Annotated in this window: 13 protein-coding genes and 1 pseudogene; 2 read left to right on the forward strand and 12 right to left on the reverse strand. The window is 73.6% G+C overall.

The annotated features are described in order from the left end of the window. Positions 1-36: 36 nt before the first annotated feature. From iolD to C4U03_RS08090, 6 genes and pseudogenes are all read right to left on the reverse strand, one after another. On the reverse strand, positions 37-1,887 hold the full coding sequence (gene iolD / locus C4U03_RS08065) for a 3D-(3,5/4)-trihydroxycyclohexane-1,2-dione acylhydrolase (decyclizing) (protein WP_103937063.1): 1,851 nt from the start codon (positions 1,885-1,887) through the stop codon (positions 37-39). Next, positions 1,884-2,723: pseudogene (gene iolB, locus C4U03_RS08070) on the reverse strand (5-deoxy-glucuronate isomerase). The gene iolD and the pseudogene iolB overlap by 4 nt, the downstream one beginning before the upstream one ends. Before the next feature lie 110 nt (positions 2,724-2,833). Further along, entirely contained in the window at positions 2,834-3,706 is an 873-nt protein-coding gene (locus tag C4U03_RS08075) for a Cgl0159 family (beta/alpha)8-fold protein (RefSeq protein WP_103937064.1), read from the reverse strand. Next, positions 3,679-4,644: a 5-dehydro-2-deoxygluconokinase gene (iolC, locus tag C4U03_RS08080; RefSeq protein ID WP_103937065.1), complete on the reverse strand. Its 966-nt coding sequence runs from the start codon at positions 4,642-4,644 to the stop codon at positions 3,679-3,681. The genes C4U03_RS08075 and iolC overlap by 28 nt, the downstream gene beginning before the upstream one ends. After that, complete coding sequence (locus C4U03_RS08085) at positions 4,631-5,512, reverse strand: TIM barrel protein (protein ID WP_103937066.1); 882 nt, start codon at positions 5,510-5,512, stop codon at positions 4,631-4,633. Before C4U03_RS08085 ends, iolC begins: the two co-directional genes overlap by 14 nt. Positions 5,513-5,564: 52 nt before the next feature. Further along, positions 5,565-6,593: a Gfo/Idh/MocA family protein gene (locus C4U03_RS08090; RefSeq protein WP_103937067.1), complete on the reverse strand. Its 1,029-nt coding sequence runs from the start codon at positions 6,591-6,593 to the stop codon at positions 5,565-5,567. Positions 6,594-6,744: 151 nt separating this feature from the next. On the opposite strand from C4U03_RS08090, the gene C4U03_RS08095 reads away from it, so the two are divergent. Continuing rightward, a complete protein-coding gene (locus tag C4U03_RS08095; RefSeq protein WP_103937068.1) occupies positions 6,745-7,488 on the forward strand; it encodes a GntR family transcriptional regulator in 744 nt (247 codons plus the stop codon). 190 nt (positions 7,489-7,678) lie between these two features. After that, on the forward strand, positions 7,679-8,122 hold the full coding sequence (locus C4U03_RS41675; RefSeq protein WP_235017712.1) for a VanZ family protein: 444 nt from the start codon (positions 7,679-7,681) through the stop codon (positions 8,120-8,122). A gap of 15 nt (positions 8,123-8,137) precedes the next feature. On the opposite strand, the gene C4U03_RS41065 is transcribed toward C4U03_RS41675, so the two are convergent. From C4U03_RS41065 to C4U03_RS08125, 6 genes are all read right to left on the reverse strand, one after another. Then, positions 8,138-8,635: a nitroreductase family deazaflavin-dependent oxidoreductase gene (locus C4U03_RS41065; RefSeq protein ID WP_200827131.1), complete on the reverse strand. Its 498-nt coding sequence runs from the start codon at positions 8,633-8,635 to the stop codon at positions 8,138-8,140. Then, complete coding sequence (locus C4U03_RS08105; protein ID WP_200827132.1) at positions 8,636-9,667, reverse strand: NAD-dependent epimerase/dehydratase family protein; 1,032 nt, start codon at positions 9,665-9,667, stop codon at positions 8,636-8,638. Positions 9,668-9,924: 257 nt separating this feature from the next. Further along, complete coding sequence (gene lon / locus C4U03_RS08110; RefSeq protein ID WP_103937070.1) at positions 9,925-12,321, reverse strand: endopeptidase La; 2,397 nt, start codon at positions 12,319-12,321, stop codon at positions 9,925-9,927. A gap of 1,071 nt (positions 12,322-13,392) precedes the next feature. Then, the gene (locus C4U03_RS08115; RefSeq protein WP_103937071.1) at positions 13,393-14,313 is read right to left on the reverse strand and encodes a bifunctional helix-turn-helix transcriptional regulator/GNAT family N-acetyltransferase; all 921 of its coding nucleotides are present in this window, start codon (positions 14,311-14,313) and stop codon (positions 13,393-13,395) included. Between the two features lie 286 nt (positions 14,314-14,599). Beyond that, a complete protein-coding gene (locus C4U03_RS08120) occupies positions 14,600-14,920 on the reverse strand; it encodes a DUF3817 domain-containing protein (RefSeq protein WP_103937072.1) in 321 nt (106 codons plus the stop codon). Positions 14,921-15,034: 114 nt separating this feature from the next. Next, on the reverse strand, positions 15,035-15,394 hold the full coding sequence (locus tag C4U03_RS08125; protein WP_103937073.1) for a hypothetical protein: 360 nt from the start codon (positions 15,392-15,394) through the stop codon (positions 15,035-15,037). Positions 15,395-15,526 lie beyond the last annotated feature (132 nt).

The raw sequence follows: 15,526 nt of genomic DNA on the forward strand, positions 1-15,526 counted from the left end.
TTCTCCGTTCTCCTCGGGGTGGGGTGAACGTCAGGATCACAGATAGTGTCGCCGAGCCCGCTTATCGGATTCATAACGGGCGCGGGCCCGGCGGACGGCCCGCCGCCCGGAGACCTCGGCGACGGGCACGTCCCACCATGCCCCGCTGTCGGGAGCACTCACCAACGGATCGGTCTCGATGTGGACGACGGTGGTGCGATCGGCGGCCACGGCCTTGCGCAGCGCCTGGCGGAACTCCTCGACGGTGGCGGCGCGCAGCACGTCCGCGCCGAGGCTGGCGGCGTTGGCGGCCAGGTCGACCGGGAGGACGTCGCCGTCCAGCCCGGAGGGGGTGCGGTAGCGGTAGCGGGTGCCGAAGCGCTCGGCGCCGACCGACTCCGACAGGCCGCCGATCGAGGCGAACCCGCGGTTGTCCACCAGGACCACGACGAGCTTGACGCCCTCGGCGACGGCGGTCACCAGCTCCTGCGCCATCATCAGGTACGACCCGTCGCCGACGAGCACGAACACCTCGCGGCCGGGGTCGGCCAGCTTCACGCCCAACCCACCGGCGATCTCGTAGCCCATGCAGGAGTAGCCGTACTCCACGTGATATCCCTGGGGGTCGCCGGGCCGCCACAGCTTGTGCAGGTCGCCCGGCATCGACCCGGCCGCGCATATCACGACGCCGTGTGGGCCGGCCTCCTCGTTGACGACGCCGATGATCTCCGGCTGGGACGGCAGCGGGGCGTGCCCGAGGCGCAGGGCGCGGTCGGCCGCGGCGTTCCAGCGTTCGGTCAGCGTCCGGGCCTCGGCGCGGTAAGTGTCGGGCACCGACCAGCCGTCCAGCGCCCCGTCCAGCGCCGCCAGCCCGGCCCGCGCGTCGGCGACCAGCGTCTCCCCCGCGTGCTTGGCGGCGTCGAACGCGGCGATGTTCAGGTTGACGAACCGGACGCCGTCGCGGGCGAACAGGCTCCGCGAGGCGGTGGTGAAGTCGCTGTAGCGGGTGCCGACGCCGAGCACCACGTCGGCATCGCGGGCCAGGGCGTTGGCGGCGGTGGTGCCGGTCGCGCCGATCGCCCCGACGGCGGCCGGGTGCTCCCACGGCAGCGAGCCCTTGCCCGCCTGGGTCTCGGCCACGGGGACGCCGGTCCGCTCGGCGAAGGCGGCCAGCTCACCGCTCGCCTCCGAGTAGCGGACGCCTCCCCCGGCGACGATGAGCGGGCGTTCGGCCCGGCGGATCAGCGCGACGGCCCTGGCCAGCGCGGCCGGTTCGGGCACCGGGCGCGGCACGTGCCACACCCGCCGCTCGAACAGCTCCTGCGGCCAGTCGTGCGCCTCGGCCTGCACGTCCTGCGGCAGCGCCAGCGTGACCGCGCCGGTCTCGGCCGGGTCGGTCAGCACCCGCATGGCGGCCAGCAGCGCGGACGGCAGCTGCTCGGGGCGGTTGATCCGGTCCCAGAACCGCGATACCGGCCTGAAGCAGTCGTTGACGGACACGTCGTAGGAGCGGGGGTCTTCCAGTTCCTGCAGCACCGGGTTGGCGGCCCGGGTGGCGAAGACGTCGCCGGGCAGCAGCAGGACGGGGAGGCGGTTGACGGTGGCCAGCGCCGCCCCGGTCACCATGTTGGTGGCGCCGGGCCCGATCGAGGCGGTGCAGGCGAACGCGCGCAGCCGGTCGCTGGCGCGGGCGAAGCCGACCGCCGTGTGTACCATCGCCTGCTCGTTGCGGGCCTGGTAGTAGCGCAGGTCGTCGCCGTACTCCTGGAGCGCCTGGCCGACGCCCGCCACGTTGCCGTGCCCGAAGATGCCCAGGCACCCGGCGAAGAAGCGGCGCTCCGTCCCGTCCCGCTCCGACCACTGCGCGGCCAGGAAGCGCACGATCGCCTGTCCCACGGTGAGCCTCATCGCGTGCCCTCCACGCCCTTGGCCGAGGTCATGGGGAGCCTCGGGTCCACCGGCTGCCCCTCCCAGGTGGCGCGTACCCAGGAGTGGGCGGGGTCGTCGCAGATCAGCCACGCGCGTTCGGCGGACGGCCCGGCCATCACGTTGAGGTAGTACATGTCGTAGCCGGGCGCCGCCATCGACGGGCCGTGCCAGCCGTGCGGGATCAGTACCGTGTCGCCGGTGCGGACCTCCGCCAGCACGTCGATGGGCCGTTCGCCGGTGCCGTAGACCCGCTGGTAGCCGATGCCGGGCCCGGACGGACCGGCGGCGATCTCGAAGTAGTAGATCTCCTCCAGCACGCACTCGCCGGGGCGGTCCTCGTCGTGCTTGTGCGGTGGGTAGGACGACCAGTTGCCCGCCGGGGTGAGCACCTCGCAGGCGATCAGCCTGTCGGCGTGCGGGAACGCTTCCGGGGTGCAGAAGTTGTTGACCTGGCGGCTGGCCTGTCCCGCCCCGCGCAGCTCCACCGGAACGTCCTCGGCGGGGCCGTAGCGGGGGCGCAGCCGGTTCTCGCAGCGCGCGGACGGCAGCGCGAAACGGCCACCGGCCGCCGTGGAGACGGTGACCCGCGCGTCCCGTGGCGCGTACACGAAGTCGCCGACCCGGGAGAACACGCTGTCGCGCCCCTCCACCTCGAACGTCTCGTCATCGACCGTGACGGTGCACGACCCCGCCAACGGCAGCACCAGCAGCTCGGCGTCGCCGGTGGGGAACGTACGGCTCCCTCCCGGCCCTAGGTCCAGCACCTCCAGCCCGGACTAGTTCCAGCCCGCGCTCTCAGGAGTGACAGAGGTCATCGCACCTCCAGCCCAGAATGGTTCCAGCCCGCGCTCTCAGGAGTGACAGAGGTCATCGCACCTCCAGCCCAGAATGGTCCCGACCCGCGCTCTCGGGGTGATGGTGGTGGTCATAGCAGCTCCACGGCGGCGTCGACGGCGGCGGCCACGTCGTCATCGGGCGGGTACAGCAGGGCGCGGCCGGCGACCAGGCCACGCACGGACGGCAGGGACAGCGCCTTCTGCCAGGCGGGCAGCGCGCTGTCGAGCCCGCTCTCCCCGCCGAGCAGCAGGGCCGGCAGGGTGGAGGCGGCCATCACCCGTTCCATGTCGGGGACGACCGGCACCTTGAGCCAGGTGTAGGCGGAGGTGCCGCCGAGCCCGGCGGCGACGGACACGGCTCGGATCATCGCCTCGCAGGTGAGCACGTTGCGCAGCCGCCCGCCGGGCTCGCGGCGGCTGACGAACGGCTCGACCACGGCCATCCTGCGGTGGGCGGCCAGCCCGGAGACGGCCAGGGCGCACGCCCGCAGGGTGCGGGCGGTGGCGGGGTCCTCGTCGTCCACGCGCAGCAGCATCTTGCCGCCGTCCAGGCCGCCGGCGCGGATCGCCGGCACGTCGTAGGCGGTGAACCGGTCGTCGATCTCGAAGCGGGCGCCCGCCAGCCCGCCCCGGTTCATCGACCCCAGCACGACCTTGCCGTCCAGAGCCCCGAGCAGCAGCAGGTCCTCGATCACGTCGGGGGTGCCCAGCACACCGTCCACGCCGGGGCGCTCCAGCGCGGTGCACAGCCGTTCCAGCAGATCGCGGCGGTCGGCCATGACCAGCGGGGCGTCACCGGCGCCCAGCACGCCCCGGGCGGCGTGGTCGGCGGCGACGATCATCAGCCGGCCCCGCACGCCGGCCGGCCAGGGCCTGCGGACCCGCCGGTCGGCGGCCCGGGCGATCTCCTCCGGACGGGTGGCCCTGATCTCGGTCAGTTCCTCGTAGCGCCGTGCGAACACCGGCCGTTCCCCTCGATCAGTCGTTCCACCTCCGCGGTGGTGGGCATGGCGGGCGAGCAGGCCAGCCGGGAGGCCACGATCGCCCCGGCGGCGTTGGCGAACCGCACCGTCCGCGCCAGGTCCCAGCCGGCGAGCAGGCCGTGGCACAGGGCGCCGCCGAACGCGTCCCCGGCGCCCAGCCCGTTGACGACCTCGACCTCGATCGGCGGGATCTCGGCGGATTCGTGCCCGGTGACGGCCAGCACCCCCTGGGGGCCCTGCTTGACGACGGCCAGCTCGACACCGCGGTCCAGCAGCGCGCGGGCGGCGCGCCAGGGCTCCCGCTCGCCCACCGCCACCTCGCACTCGTCGAGGTTGCCGACGGCGACCGTCGCGTGCCGCAGCGCCTCGGCCGCCCACCGCCGGGCCTCCCGCGGGGACGGCCAGAACATCGGCCGGTGGTCCAGGTCGAGGATCGTTGTGCCCGGATGGGCCGCCAGCGCCGCGAGCGTGGCATCGCGGCTGGGCTGCTCCGCCAGGCCGGTGACGGTGGCCCACAGGATCCTGGCCGCGCCGATGGCGTCCAGGTCCAGCTCGTCCGGGGCGATCTGCATGTCCGGCGCCCTGGGATACCGGTAGAAGTACAGCGGGAAGCGGTCGGGCGGATGGATCTCGCAGAACGCCAACGGCGTCGGCAGCCCCGGCACCTCGGTCACGAACCGGTCGTCCACCCCGTACTCCCGCAACGCCCGGCGTACGAACCGGCCGAACGGGTCGGCCCCGGTCCGGGTGATCACCGCCGTGCGGCGGCCGTGCCGGGCGGCGGCGACCGCCACGTTGGTGGGGCTGCCACCCAGGTACCGGCCGAACGACTCGACGTCCTCCAGCGCCGCGCCGACCTGGTGGGGGTAGAGGTCGACGCTGACCCGGCCCATGGTGATCAGGTCATCGGAGGCCATCGGCGACCTCGCGCAGCAGCCGCAGCCCCGCCTCCACCTCGACGGCCGGGCCCGCCCCCGCGGGGGGCTCGGTGTCGATGATGGTGTCCTGCTCCATGACGTACCAGCCCTCGTAGCCGGCGTCCTCCAGGGTGGCGACCAGCCGGGCGATGTCGATGGCCCCGTGACCCAGCGGCCGGTACATGCCCGACCGGACCCCTTCGGTGTAGGTGAGCGCCCCGTCGCGCACCCGTGCGGCCAGGTCCGCGTCGACGTCCTTGAGGTGGACGTGCGCGATGCGGTCGGGCACCGTACGCGCCAGGAACTGCAGGTCGGCGCCGCCGATGAACAGGTGGCCGGTGTCCAGGCACAGCGGGACGCCGGAGCCGTCCAGCACCCGCTCGACCTCTTGTCTGCCCTGCACCACGGTGCCCATGTGCGGGTGCAGCGCGGCCACGTGGCCCCGCTCCGTGGCGCGGGCGGCGACCGCGTCCAAGTTGGCCATCAGCGTCACCCAGTTCTTGGTGCCGAGGTCGGGCCGCTCGTCGTAACCGTCCAGGCCGGTGGCGGCGGCCAGCACGAGCGGGGTGCCCTCCCCCAGCGCGTCCATCGCCCGGTCGGCCTCCGGCAGCGGATCGTGGGCGGGGTCGTGCAGCACCATGGGAACGAACCCACCCGCCAGTACCAGGCCGTACGCCCGCAGCATCTGGGCCCGCCGCCGGGGGTCGGCGGGCAGGAATCCCTGCGGCCCGAGTTCGGTGGCCTGCAGGCCCAGGTCGCGCATCTCGCCGAGGATCCGGCCGGCGGACATCCACAGCCCCCAGCCCGGCACCTCGCACACGCCCCATGAGATCGGCGCCCCGGCCACTCTCTCCATCAGCGAACCCATCCGCCCTCCTCGTCCTGCCGCCGGGCACGGCCCTCGGTGCCGTGTCGCGTGGTCATCGCACGGTCGTCCGTTCGCGGATCTCGGCCACGGCGACCGGCCGGCCCTCGTGTCGGGACACCTCGCACGCCTCGGCCACGTAGAACGCCTCCAGCGCCTGCTCGGGCAGGCACGGGGGCTCCCGCCGGCCCGCGACGACGTCGACGAAGGCGCTCAGCTCCGCGTCGTAGGCGGCGGCAAAGCGCTCCATGAAGCCGCGATAAGGGGCGGCCGGGGCCGGGATGCGCCCGGGGCCGACCGGGGTGAGCGGGGTGTGCTCGTCCAGCCCGGCCACGATGCTGTCCCTGGACCCGAAAACCTCCAGCCGGACGTCGTAGCCGGCGGCGTTGTAGCGGGTGGCCGAGACGGTGGCGATGGTGTCGTCGTCCAGGGTGAGCACGGCGGTGGCGGTGTCCACGTCCCCGTACTCGCGGAAGAAGCCGTCTCCCCGGTTGGCGCCCACCGCAACGACCCGGACGATCTCGCGCCCGGACACGAACCTGATGGCGTCGAAGTCGTGCACCCCGCAGTCGCGGAACAGCCCGCCCGAGCCCGGCACGTACTCGCGGGGCGGCGGGGCGGGGTCGAAGGTGCACGAGCGCATGGTGTGCAGCCAGCCCAGCCGGCCGTCGGCGACCGCCGCCCGGGCGGCCAGGTGACCGGCGTCGAACCGCCGCTGGAAGCCGACCTGCACGGGCACGTCCCGGGTGGCCGCCACTACTTGGACCGTTCCATCAAGGTCGGCGGCGAGCGGCTTCTCGCAGAACACCGGTAGCCGGGCACGGGCCGCCCGCAGCACCAACTCCGCATGGGCGTCGGTCGCGGCGGCCACCACCAGCCCGTCCAGCCCGGCCCGGAACAGCGCGTCCACCGAGTCCACCGCCACGACGTCGGCCCCGCCGGCTCCGGCCGCCCGGTCCCGCAGGGACCGGGCGCGCGCCGGGTCGGCGTCGGCCACGACCAGGGTCTGCACCGCGGGCAGTGTCCGCAGGGTCCGCGCGTGGCGCGCCCCGATGCGTCCCGCGCCCGCCAGCCCGATCCTCATGAACGTCCTCCGTCCGGTCGTGTGTCCCCGACGTTGCGGTCATGTTGCGGATGAATGGCCCGAGTCTCATGGAGCGTTCCATGGCTGTCAACGATTTGTCATGACATCATGAGGTTATGACTTGTCCGCAATCGGCCAGGGAGGAGCTGCGGTGCCGGACGCCAGGATGACCGTGACCGTGGACCGCGGCAGCCCGGTGCCGCTGTACTTCCAGGTGTCCCAGCAGTTGGAGAGCGCCATCCACGACGGCACGCTGCCCCCGGGGTCGCGGCTGGACAACGAGCTGGCGCTGGCCGAGCGGTGGGGGCTGTCGCGGCCCACCGTGCGGCAGGCCATCGCGCACCTGGTCGACAAGGGCCTGCTGGTGCGCCGGCGCGGTGTCGGCACCCAGGTCGTCCGGCCCCAGGTGCGTCGGTCGCTGGAGCTGACCAGCCTGCACGACGACCTGGCGGCCGCCGGGCAGCGGCCGCGCACCCGGGTGCTGGAATGCGCCGTGGTGCCCGCCGGCGACGAGCTCGCCGGGCGGCTGGGGCTGGCCCCCGGCGCCGAGGTCGTCCGGCTGCGGCGGCTGCGCCTGACCGGGGACGAGCCGCTGGCCCTGATGACCAACCACCTGCCGGCCGGGCTGGTGGAGCTGACCGCCGAGAGGCTGACCGGCGAGGGGCTGTACGCGACGCTGCGGGCGGCCGGGGTCAACCTGCGGATCGCCCACCAGACCATCGGGGCGCGCCCGGCCACCGCCGCGGAGGCCAGGCTTCTCGATGAGCATCGCGGCACGCCGCTGCTGACCATGACGCGCATCGCCTATGACGACAAGGGCAGGGCGGTGGAGTACGGCAGCCACGTCTATCGGGCCGCCCGTTACTCGTTTGCCCTCACCCTGGTGGAGCACTGACGGCTTTCCCGGCGTCGAGCAAAGGGTGACGCCGGGGAAACACCCCGGTGGGCGCGCAGGCGCGCATACTCGCGATCTAAGAGGGCACAAGCGTCTGCGATCGTCCCCACTTGAGAACAGGGAGCAGAGCGTGCTCACGTCGGCCGAAACCCATTCGACCGCCTCCGAAGACCGCGGGACGCGGTGGTACGTGACGGTTCTGCGCGTGCTCGGCGTCCTGGTCGCCCTCGGCGCGCTGGGCGTCTTCTGCTACTACGCGGCCCTCCTCACCCTCAGCCCCGTGCAGGACAACGGCCAGGCCGGCGGCAACCTCGACCCCGGGCACTCACTGCGGTTCTACTTCGACCGGCCCCTCTGGGAGGCGGCGGTCCAGCTCGGCGGCAACTTGGTGCTGCTGGCCCCCCTGGGCGTACTGCTCCCGGTGGTGTCCACCCGGCTGCGCGGGCCACTGCGGCTGGCGCTGGTGGGCGCGATGGCGTCGCTGGCGATCGAGACGGTCCAGGGCGCGGTGGTGCTCGGCCGGGCCTTCGACGTCGACGACGTCATCCTCAACACCGCCGGTGTCGTGCTGGCCTATCTGCTCATCGGGCGCAAGGTCTCCCACGTGGTACGGGGCCGGCGACGGCGGCGGTAGCCCGCGCGGCGGGGCTCAGTGGACCGGCGGGTCGGGCACCAGGCGGAAGATCCGCAGCTCCCGATCCACCCGCTCGGCGTACCGGCCGTAGACCGGCCAGACGCGCAGCAGCCGGGGCCACACCTCCGCCCGCTCGGCGTCGTCCAGCAGCCGCGCCGTCACCGAAACGGTCCGGCCGCGGAAGGCGACGGTGGCCTTCGGCTCCTTGAGCAGGTTGGCGGTCCAGGCCGGATGCCGTTCCCGGCCGAAGTTGCTGCCGACCACGACCCAGCCGCCGTCCGGCTCGGGCATGCAGGCCAGCGGCACCTGCCGGGGCAGGCCGCTGACGCTGCCGGTGGTGGTCAGCACCAGGCTCGGCACCAGCAGTTGGCCGAGCATGAGGCGCCCGCCGGTCGCCCGGTGCAGCGCCCGGTCCAGCGGCGGCACGATCCTGGGCCCGACCCTGGCGAACCGGGGCGAGCCCGAGATCCGGTGGAAGATCGGTCCGAAGGTCTTCTGTATCAACGCCGCCATTCATCGCTCCTCGGCCACGGGGGCCAGCCGGCCCGCCTTGCGGGGGTCCAGATGCCCGGCCTCGGCGAGCCAGCGCAGCCCGTCGGACAGGGTCTCCTCGATCGGACGCAGCCCGAGCCCGAGCGCTTCCAGGGCGGGCCGGTCGTCGGTGGGCACCAGCCTGGTCATGAACTCGGCGGCGTCCCTGGTCAGTGGGTAGCGGAAGTCGCGCACCCGTTTGGCGGCGTCCAGCAGCGCGCCCATCGCGAGCAACGCGGTGCCGGGCACCCGCAGCCGCCGGCACTTCACCCCGGTCAGCGCGTCGCACAGGTCCGCATACTCGCGCCAGGTCAGATAGTGCCCGCCCAGCAGCCACCGCCGGGGGCCCTGGCCGGGGACGACGGCGCGGGCCAGCGCCTCGCCCAGGTCGCGGACGTCGATGACGCTCACCCCGCCGGGCGGCAGCGGCCACATCTTGCCGAGCGCGCCCACCAGCCCCTCCATCAGCGAGTCGAGCACGGGCTGGCAGGGGCCGCACACTCCGCCGGGGTAGACGATCGTGACCGGTGCGCCCTCGTCCTGCAGGCCGCGCACGTACCGCTCGGCGGCCACCTTGGACCTGCCGTAGCCGGTGCGGGGGCTGGCCAGCGGCCCGTCCACGGTGATCACCGGATCACGGGGCGGCACGAACACCGCGACCGTGGAGACGTGCACCACCGGGTCCAGCCCGCGCCGCACCGCGCCGCCGACGACGTTGCGGGTGCCGCCCACGTTGATCTCGACGAGGTCGCCTCCCGCCCCGGTGACGCCCACCGAGGCCGCCGCGTGGATCGCCGCCTGACAGCCGTCCAGCGCCTCGCCGACCGCGGCCTCGTCCAGCATGTCGCCGGTGACCATGTCCACCCGTCCGGTGTCCACCCCGAGCGCGGCGAGCACCCGGGCCGCCCTGGCCGGGTCGCGAACCAGTGCGCGGGGCGTGTGCCCGGCGGCCAGGAGGGCGGCGACCGCATAGGAGCCCACGAATCCGGAGGCCCCGGTGACGAACACGCGCATGGCCGGAAACCTAGCGCTTGTTTCGATCAGGGACCAGCGTTCCGCCCGAAGTGGCGGAGGCCACATCAATGTCCACCGATTGTCAGGAACCTTGAAGCCCTCCCGTGCGTCGACATGGTGGGGTGGAACGGAGCAGGGCCCCTCGCCTGGGGTGGGCGAGGGGCCCTGTGTCTGCCAGGTCTCCCCGGGGCCTCGTGCTCCGGGGAGACCCGGGACGGATCACCGCCCCGGGTCTTCGGGCGTCCCCGGAGCGCGGGTCAGGCGGCGACGGCCGCGCCGGCGGCCGGCTCCAGCGCCAGCTCCAACACCTCCCGCACGTCGCTGACCGCGAACACCGTGAGCTGTTCCAGCACGTCGGCCGGGACGTCGTCCAGGTCCGGCTCGTTGCGCTTGGGGATCAGCACGGTGGTGATCCCGGCCCGGTGCGCGGCCAGCAGCTTCTGCTTGACGCCGCCGATGGGCAGCACCCGACCGGTCAGCGACACCTCGCCGGTCATCGCCACGTCCGCGCGCACCAGCCGGCCCGACAGCAGCGACGCCAGCGCCGTGACCATCGTGATGCCCGCGCTGGGCCCGTCCTTGGGCACCGCCCCGGCGGGCACGTGCACGTGGACGCCCCGGTTCTTCAGGTCGCCGACCGGCAGTTCCAGCTCCGCGCCCCGCGAACGCAGGTAGCTGAGCGCGATCCGGGCCGACTCCTTCATCACGTCGCCGAGCTGCCCGGTGAGCGTCACGCCGACGTCGCCGGTCTCCGGGTCGGCCAGCGACGCCTCGATGTAGAGCACGTCCCCGCCGGTGCCGGTCACCGCCAGTCCGGTCGCCACGCCCGGAACGCCGGTGCGCCGCTCGGACTCGCCGAGCGCGGTCTCCGGCGTGAACCGGGGCCGTCCCAGGTAGTCCCGCAGGTCGCCGGCGTCCACCGTCACCGGCAGGCGTGCGCTGTCCAGCGCCACGTTGGCGGTGACCTTCCGCAGCACCCGGGCGATCGAGCGCTCCAGCGAGCGGACCCCGGCCTCGCGGGTGTACTCGGCCGCCAGCATCCGCAGCGCGTCCTCGGTGAACGTCGCCTCGCCCGGCTCCAGGCCCGCCTTCTCCAGCTGGCGGGGCAGCAGGTGGTCGCGGGCGATGACGACCTTCTCGTCCTCGGTGTAGCCGTCCAGCCGCACCAGCTCCATGCGGTCCAGCAGCGGCTCGGGGATGGCCTCCAGCACATTGGCGGTGGCCAGGAACAGCACGTCCGACAGGTCGAGCTCGACCTCCAGGTAGTGGTCGCGGAAGGTGTGATTCTGCGCCGGGTCCAGCACCTCCAGCAGCGCGGCGGTCGGGTCGCCCCGGTAGTCCGCGCCGACCTTGTCGATCTCGTCCAGCAGCACGACCGGGTTCATCGACCCGGCCTCGCGGACGGCCCGCACGATCCGGCCGGGCAGCGCGCCGACGTAGGTGCGGCGGTGACCGCGGATCTCGGCCTCGTCCCGGACGCCGCCGAGCGCGACGCGTACGAACTTGCGTCCCATGGCGCGGGCGACCGACTCGCCGAGCGAGGTCTTGCCCACCCCGGGCGGGCCGGTCAGCGCCAGCACCGCGCCGGAACGGCGCCCGCCGACGACGCCGAGCCCGCGCTCGGCGCGCCGCTTGCGGACGGCCAGGTACTCGATGATGCGCTCCTTGACGTCCTCCAGGCCCGCGTGGTCGGCGTCCAGCACGGCCCGCGCGCCCACGATGTCGTAGGAGTCCTCGGTGCGCTCGTTCCAGGGCATGTCCAGGACGGTGTCCAGCCAGGTGCGGATCCAGCCGCTCTCGGGAGAGGCGTCGGAGGCGCGCTCCAGCCTGTCGACCTCCTTGAGGGCGGCCTCGCGGACCTTCTCGGGAAGGTCGGCGGCCTCGATGCGGGCGCGGTAGTCGTCCTCCTCGTCGGCGGCGTCGCCGTTCAGCTCGGCCAGTTCCTTGCGGACCGCCGCCAGTTGCTGGCGCAGCAGGAACTCGCGCTGCTGCTTTTCCATGCCCTCCTGGACGTCCTTGCGGATGGACTCGGCCACGTCCACCTCGGCGAGGTGGTCGCGGGTCCAGCCGATCACCCGTTCCAGCCGCTCGACCACGTCCGGAGTCTCCAGCAGTTCGACCTTCTGCTCGGTGGTCAGGTAGGGGGCGTAGCCGGCGTTGTCGGCCAGCAGGGAGGGGTCGTCGATCCGCTGCACCACGTCCACGACCTGCCAGGCGCCCCGCTTCTGCAGGATCGCGCTGACCAGGCCCTTGTACTCCTTGGCCAGTTCCTCAGCGCGCCGCCCGGCGGGCGGGGTGGGCACTTCGGTGCCCTCCACCCACAGCGCGGCGCCGGGGCCGGTGGTGCCGGTGCCGATCCGGACGCGGGCCACGCCGCGCACCACGGCGCCGGGCTCGCCGCCGGGCAGCCGGCCCTCCTGCTCGATCACGCCCAGCGTGCCCATGGCGGCGTACCGGCCGTCCACACGGGGCACCAGCAGCACCCGGGGCTTGGCGGCGGACCGGATACCGGGCCCCCTGGTCCGGTCGGCGGCCCGGGCGGCCTCGACGGCGGCGCGGACCTCGCCCGCCGACAGGTCCAGCGGCACCACCATCCCGGGCAGCACGGCCTCGTCGTCCAGGGGCAGCACCGGCAGCGTGAGGGTCTCGCTCATGCTCAGCCTCTCCATCGTTCGGGGGCTCAACGCAAAGTTGAGTCATCCACACTCAAGAAAACGGAGCATGACTTTGTTTCCGCAGCACCGTTCGCTCTCAGCGATCACCGTCCGGGGGCGGCCGGGCCGTCCCCGGACGGCGCCCCTCACTCCGACCGCAGTGCCGCCGCCCATGGCGCCACGCCGCACCCGGAAGGGTTCTGACCTGGGGGCCAGACAATCCGGGACTTCCGCCAATCTTCGTTGACCTGCGTTTACGCCCCGGTGAACTCCGGGTACCAACAGCAACGAGATAGCGACGCAGGGTGATGGAGAGCCTCTCGGGCCGGCAAAGAGACGGCCCGGCTCCACGCCCCGCGGCAAGGAGGGTCGGATGCGGCGGACGGCACGGCGGGCGGTTCCGGTCCCGGATTCCGCGAGCGGGACCGGGACCGGGTCCACCGGCGGCCGTCCGGCCGACTCCGCCCCGCAGGGCCAGGTCCGGACGGCCGAGGATGTTCCCGGTGCGGCACTCCCCCGCACCCCGTGCCCGCCGCCACCGCCGCGCAACGCCTCCCCGGTTCCGCGCGGCGCGGTGGACGCGGCACCTGTGCCCGCCCGGGACACACCTCGGATCCTCGGCCGTCCCGGACCCGCCCTGCACCGCCCTCCCCATCCGTCCGCGACGCCCCCGTGGGCGCCGTCGGTACGCGAGCAGCGGATGCCGGCGCCGTATGCCCCCGCGGCGCCGGCATCCGACCTCGCCTCGACGGCCACGGGCCACCCCGCCGCTCCGGCGGGACGGCGACGCAGACCTCGGGGTGGCGTATCTGGCCCGGCACGCCACCCCGAGCCCGGCGGCCGGGCCCGGGATCACCGCGGCACGCCGGAGGGGGGTGATCGTCTGCTCCATCCGATGCGCCCATGAACGGCGCGGTGCACCGGACCGGCGAACGAGCGGACCGGTCACCCTGAGCGATCACTTCGACCGTTGCGACCCCAGGACCCGCGGAGGCCCCCGCCTCCGCGGGTCCCGCACGTCCGCCTCCGCGGGGCCCGCACGTCACGGCCCTGCCGCGCGGCGGGGCCGGGTCACAGGGGACGGCCCCAGTACTGGCCGACCAGGTCGTGACCGAAGCTGTGATGCGGCTCCTCGTCGCGCAACTCGAACCCGGCGCGCTGGTAGACGCGCCGGGCGTCGGCCAGGCAGTCGTTGGTCCACAGCATGATCTCGGCATAGCCCGCCCCCTTGGCAAAGCGCAGGCATTCGTCCACCAGCCGCGAGCCGATGCCCGTCCCGCGGGCGGACGGCTCCACCAGCAGCAGCCGTAGCTGCGCTGTCGTGTCGTCCTTGCGGACGCAGAAGACGGAGCCCACCGGCTCGCCGTCGAGCTCGGCGATCCAGGCGGCCTCCCGCCGCGGGTCGTGGTCCTCGGCGAAGCCGGCCACGATCCGGGCCACCAGCGCCTCGTAGGTGCGGTCCCAGCCGTACTCCTCGGCGTAGAGGGCGCCGTTGCGCTGCACCACCCAGCCGAAGTCGCCGGGACGCGGCGGCCGCAGCACGCACTCGCCCCGGCCCGCCGGCTCCTGCAGCAGGTGCTGGAGGGTCCGCATCGCGCCGATCAACCGGTCCCGCCGCCCGGCCGGCAGCCGCGCCAGCATCGCCTCGATGTCCTGGCTGGACCGCTCGTCGAGCATGGCGTACACGTCCCGGCCGGTCCCGGTGAGCCGGACGACCTGGCGGCGGGCGTCCTCGGCCGAGCGCTCCCGGGCCACCAGCCCCTGGGACTCGAAGCGGGCGAGCATCCGGCTCAGGTAACCGGGGTCAAGGTCGAGGTCCCGGCGCAGCGCGACCACCTCCGTGGCCTCCCGCTGCGCCAGTTCGAAGATCACCCTGGCCTCGGTGAGCGAGTAGGGGGTACGTACCAGGCCCTCGCCCAGCACTCCGATGACACCGGTGTAGAAACGGTTGAAGCGGCGGACGGCGGCGATGTCGCCGGTGGTGACGGACACGGGCGGCTCCTCGGCTCATTCTTTGACCGAGTCAAAGATAATCCCGTGCGGCGGGCCCGGCCAGTGCCAGAGGGGAATCGGGCCATGCCGGGCTCGGCCGGCTCACCGGCGGCGGATCGCACCGGCCGGCGATCGGGAACGGCACGGCCGCGTGACGGCCGTCTCAGGCCCCCGCACGGCCGGAGGCCGAGACCGGGTCCACCGGCGGCCTGTACGGCGCGGGCGGTGGCCCGGGTCAGGGGTGCGGATCAAGGGCGCGGCGCCGAGCGGCCGGCGCCGCCCGGGGTCAGGCGCGGGCGGGATCGGCGGCCAGAGCGGCCCGGGCGTCGCGGACGATCTTGCGCTCCACGAAGAAGGCCAGGAACGGCACCAGCCCCGCCGACACCATGATCACGAACTGCTTGAGCGGCCAGCCCGCCCGCCGGTACAGGTCGAACGCGAAGGCCAGGTAGACGATGTAGAGCGTGCCGTGGATCGGCGAGATGATCCCCGAGGGGGTCGCGTTGCCGCCGATGTAGCGGATCGGCATGCCCACGAAGACGAGCAACAGCAGCATCACGCCGACGGTGACGGCCAGGATGCGGTACCGGTTGATCGCCGCTTCCACAGATCACTCCTCATCGTCTGGGATTGTCTGGGGCGTCCTCGCCCCGGCGGCATCGCCGTGCCGCCACCGTGGCCGGGGCCGGTCCCGGCCGGATGGTCCGCCGACGGTGCGCCCTCAGCCGTGCCGGTCCGGCTGGGAGTTCAGCCGGGCCAGGTAGCGGTTGTAGGCCGCCAGGTCCTCGTCCTCCTCCTCGTGCCGCCGGATGATCTGCTCCTTGGCGGGCGGCTCGGCCGGTTCGAGGGGAAGCTTGGGCTTGGGGGCGCCGTCGTCGTTGAGCTCGTCGCGGATCATCTTGACCCACATGACGATCACGAAGATCGCAAAGATGGGCCACTCGAAGACGTAGGCCCAACTGCGGTCGTTGCCATCCTGCGCCCGGCTCAGCTGCCACCATCCGAACACCAGGAACGTGCTGCACAGCGCTATGGCGAGCGCGTGCAGCCCGAGCCAGCCAGGGGTGAGGAACCGTCGCACTCCTTGAGCGTACCCTCGACCTCGGCAGGTCCCGACACACCCCCACCACACCGCCGGCGGACCCGGCGGGGAACGTCCCGGCACGGACCGCCGGCCGCGCGGGGGCGCGGGAAATGTCGGTGCCTGTCGTTA

The organism is Thermomonospora echinospora (genome assembly GCF_900108175.1).
Classification (GTDB): Bacteria; Actinomycetota; Actinomycetes; order Streptosporangiales; family Streptosporangiaceae; genus Thermomonospora; species Thermomonospora echinospora.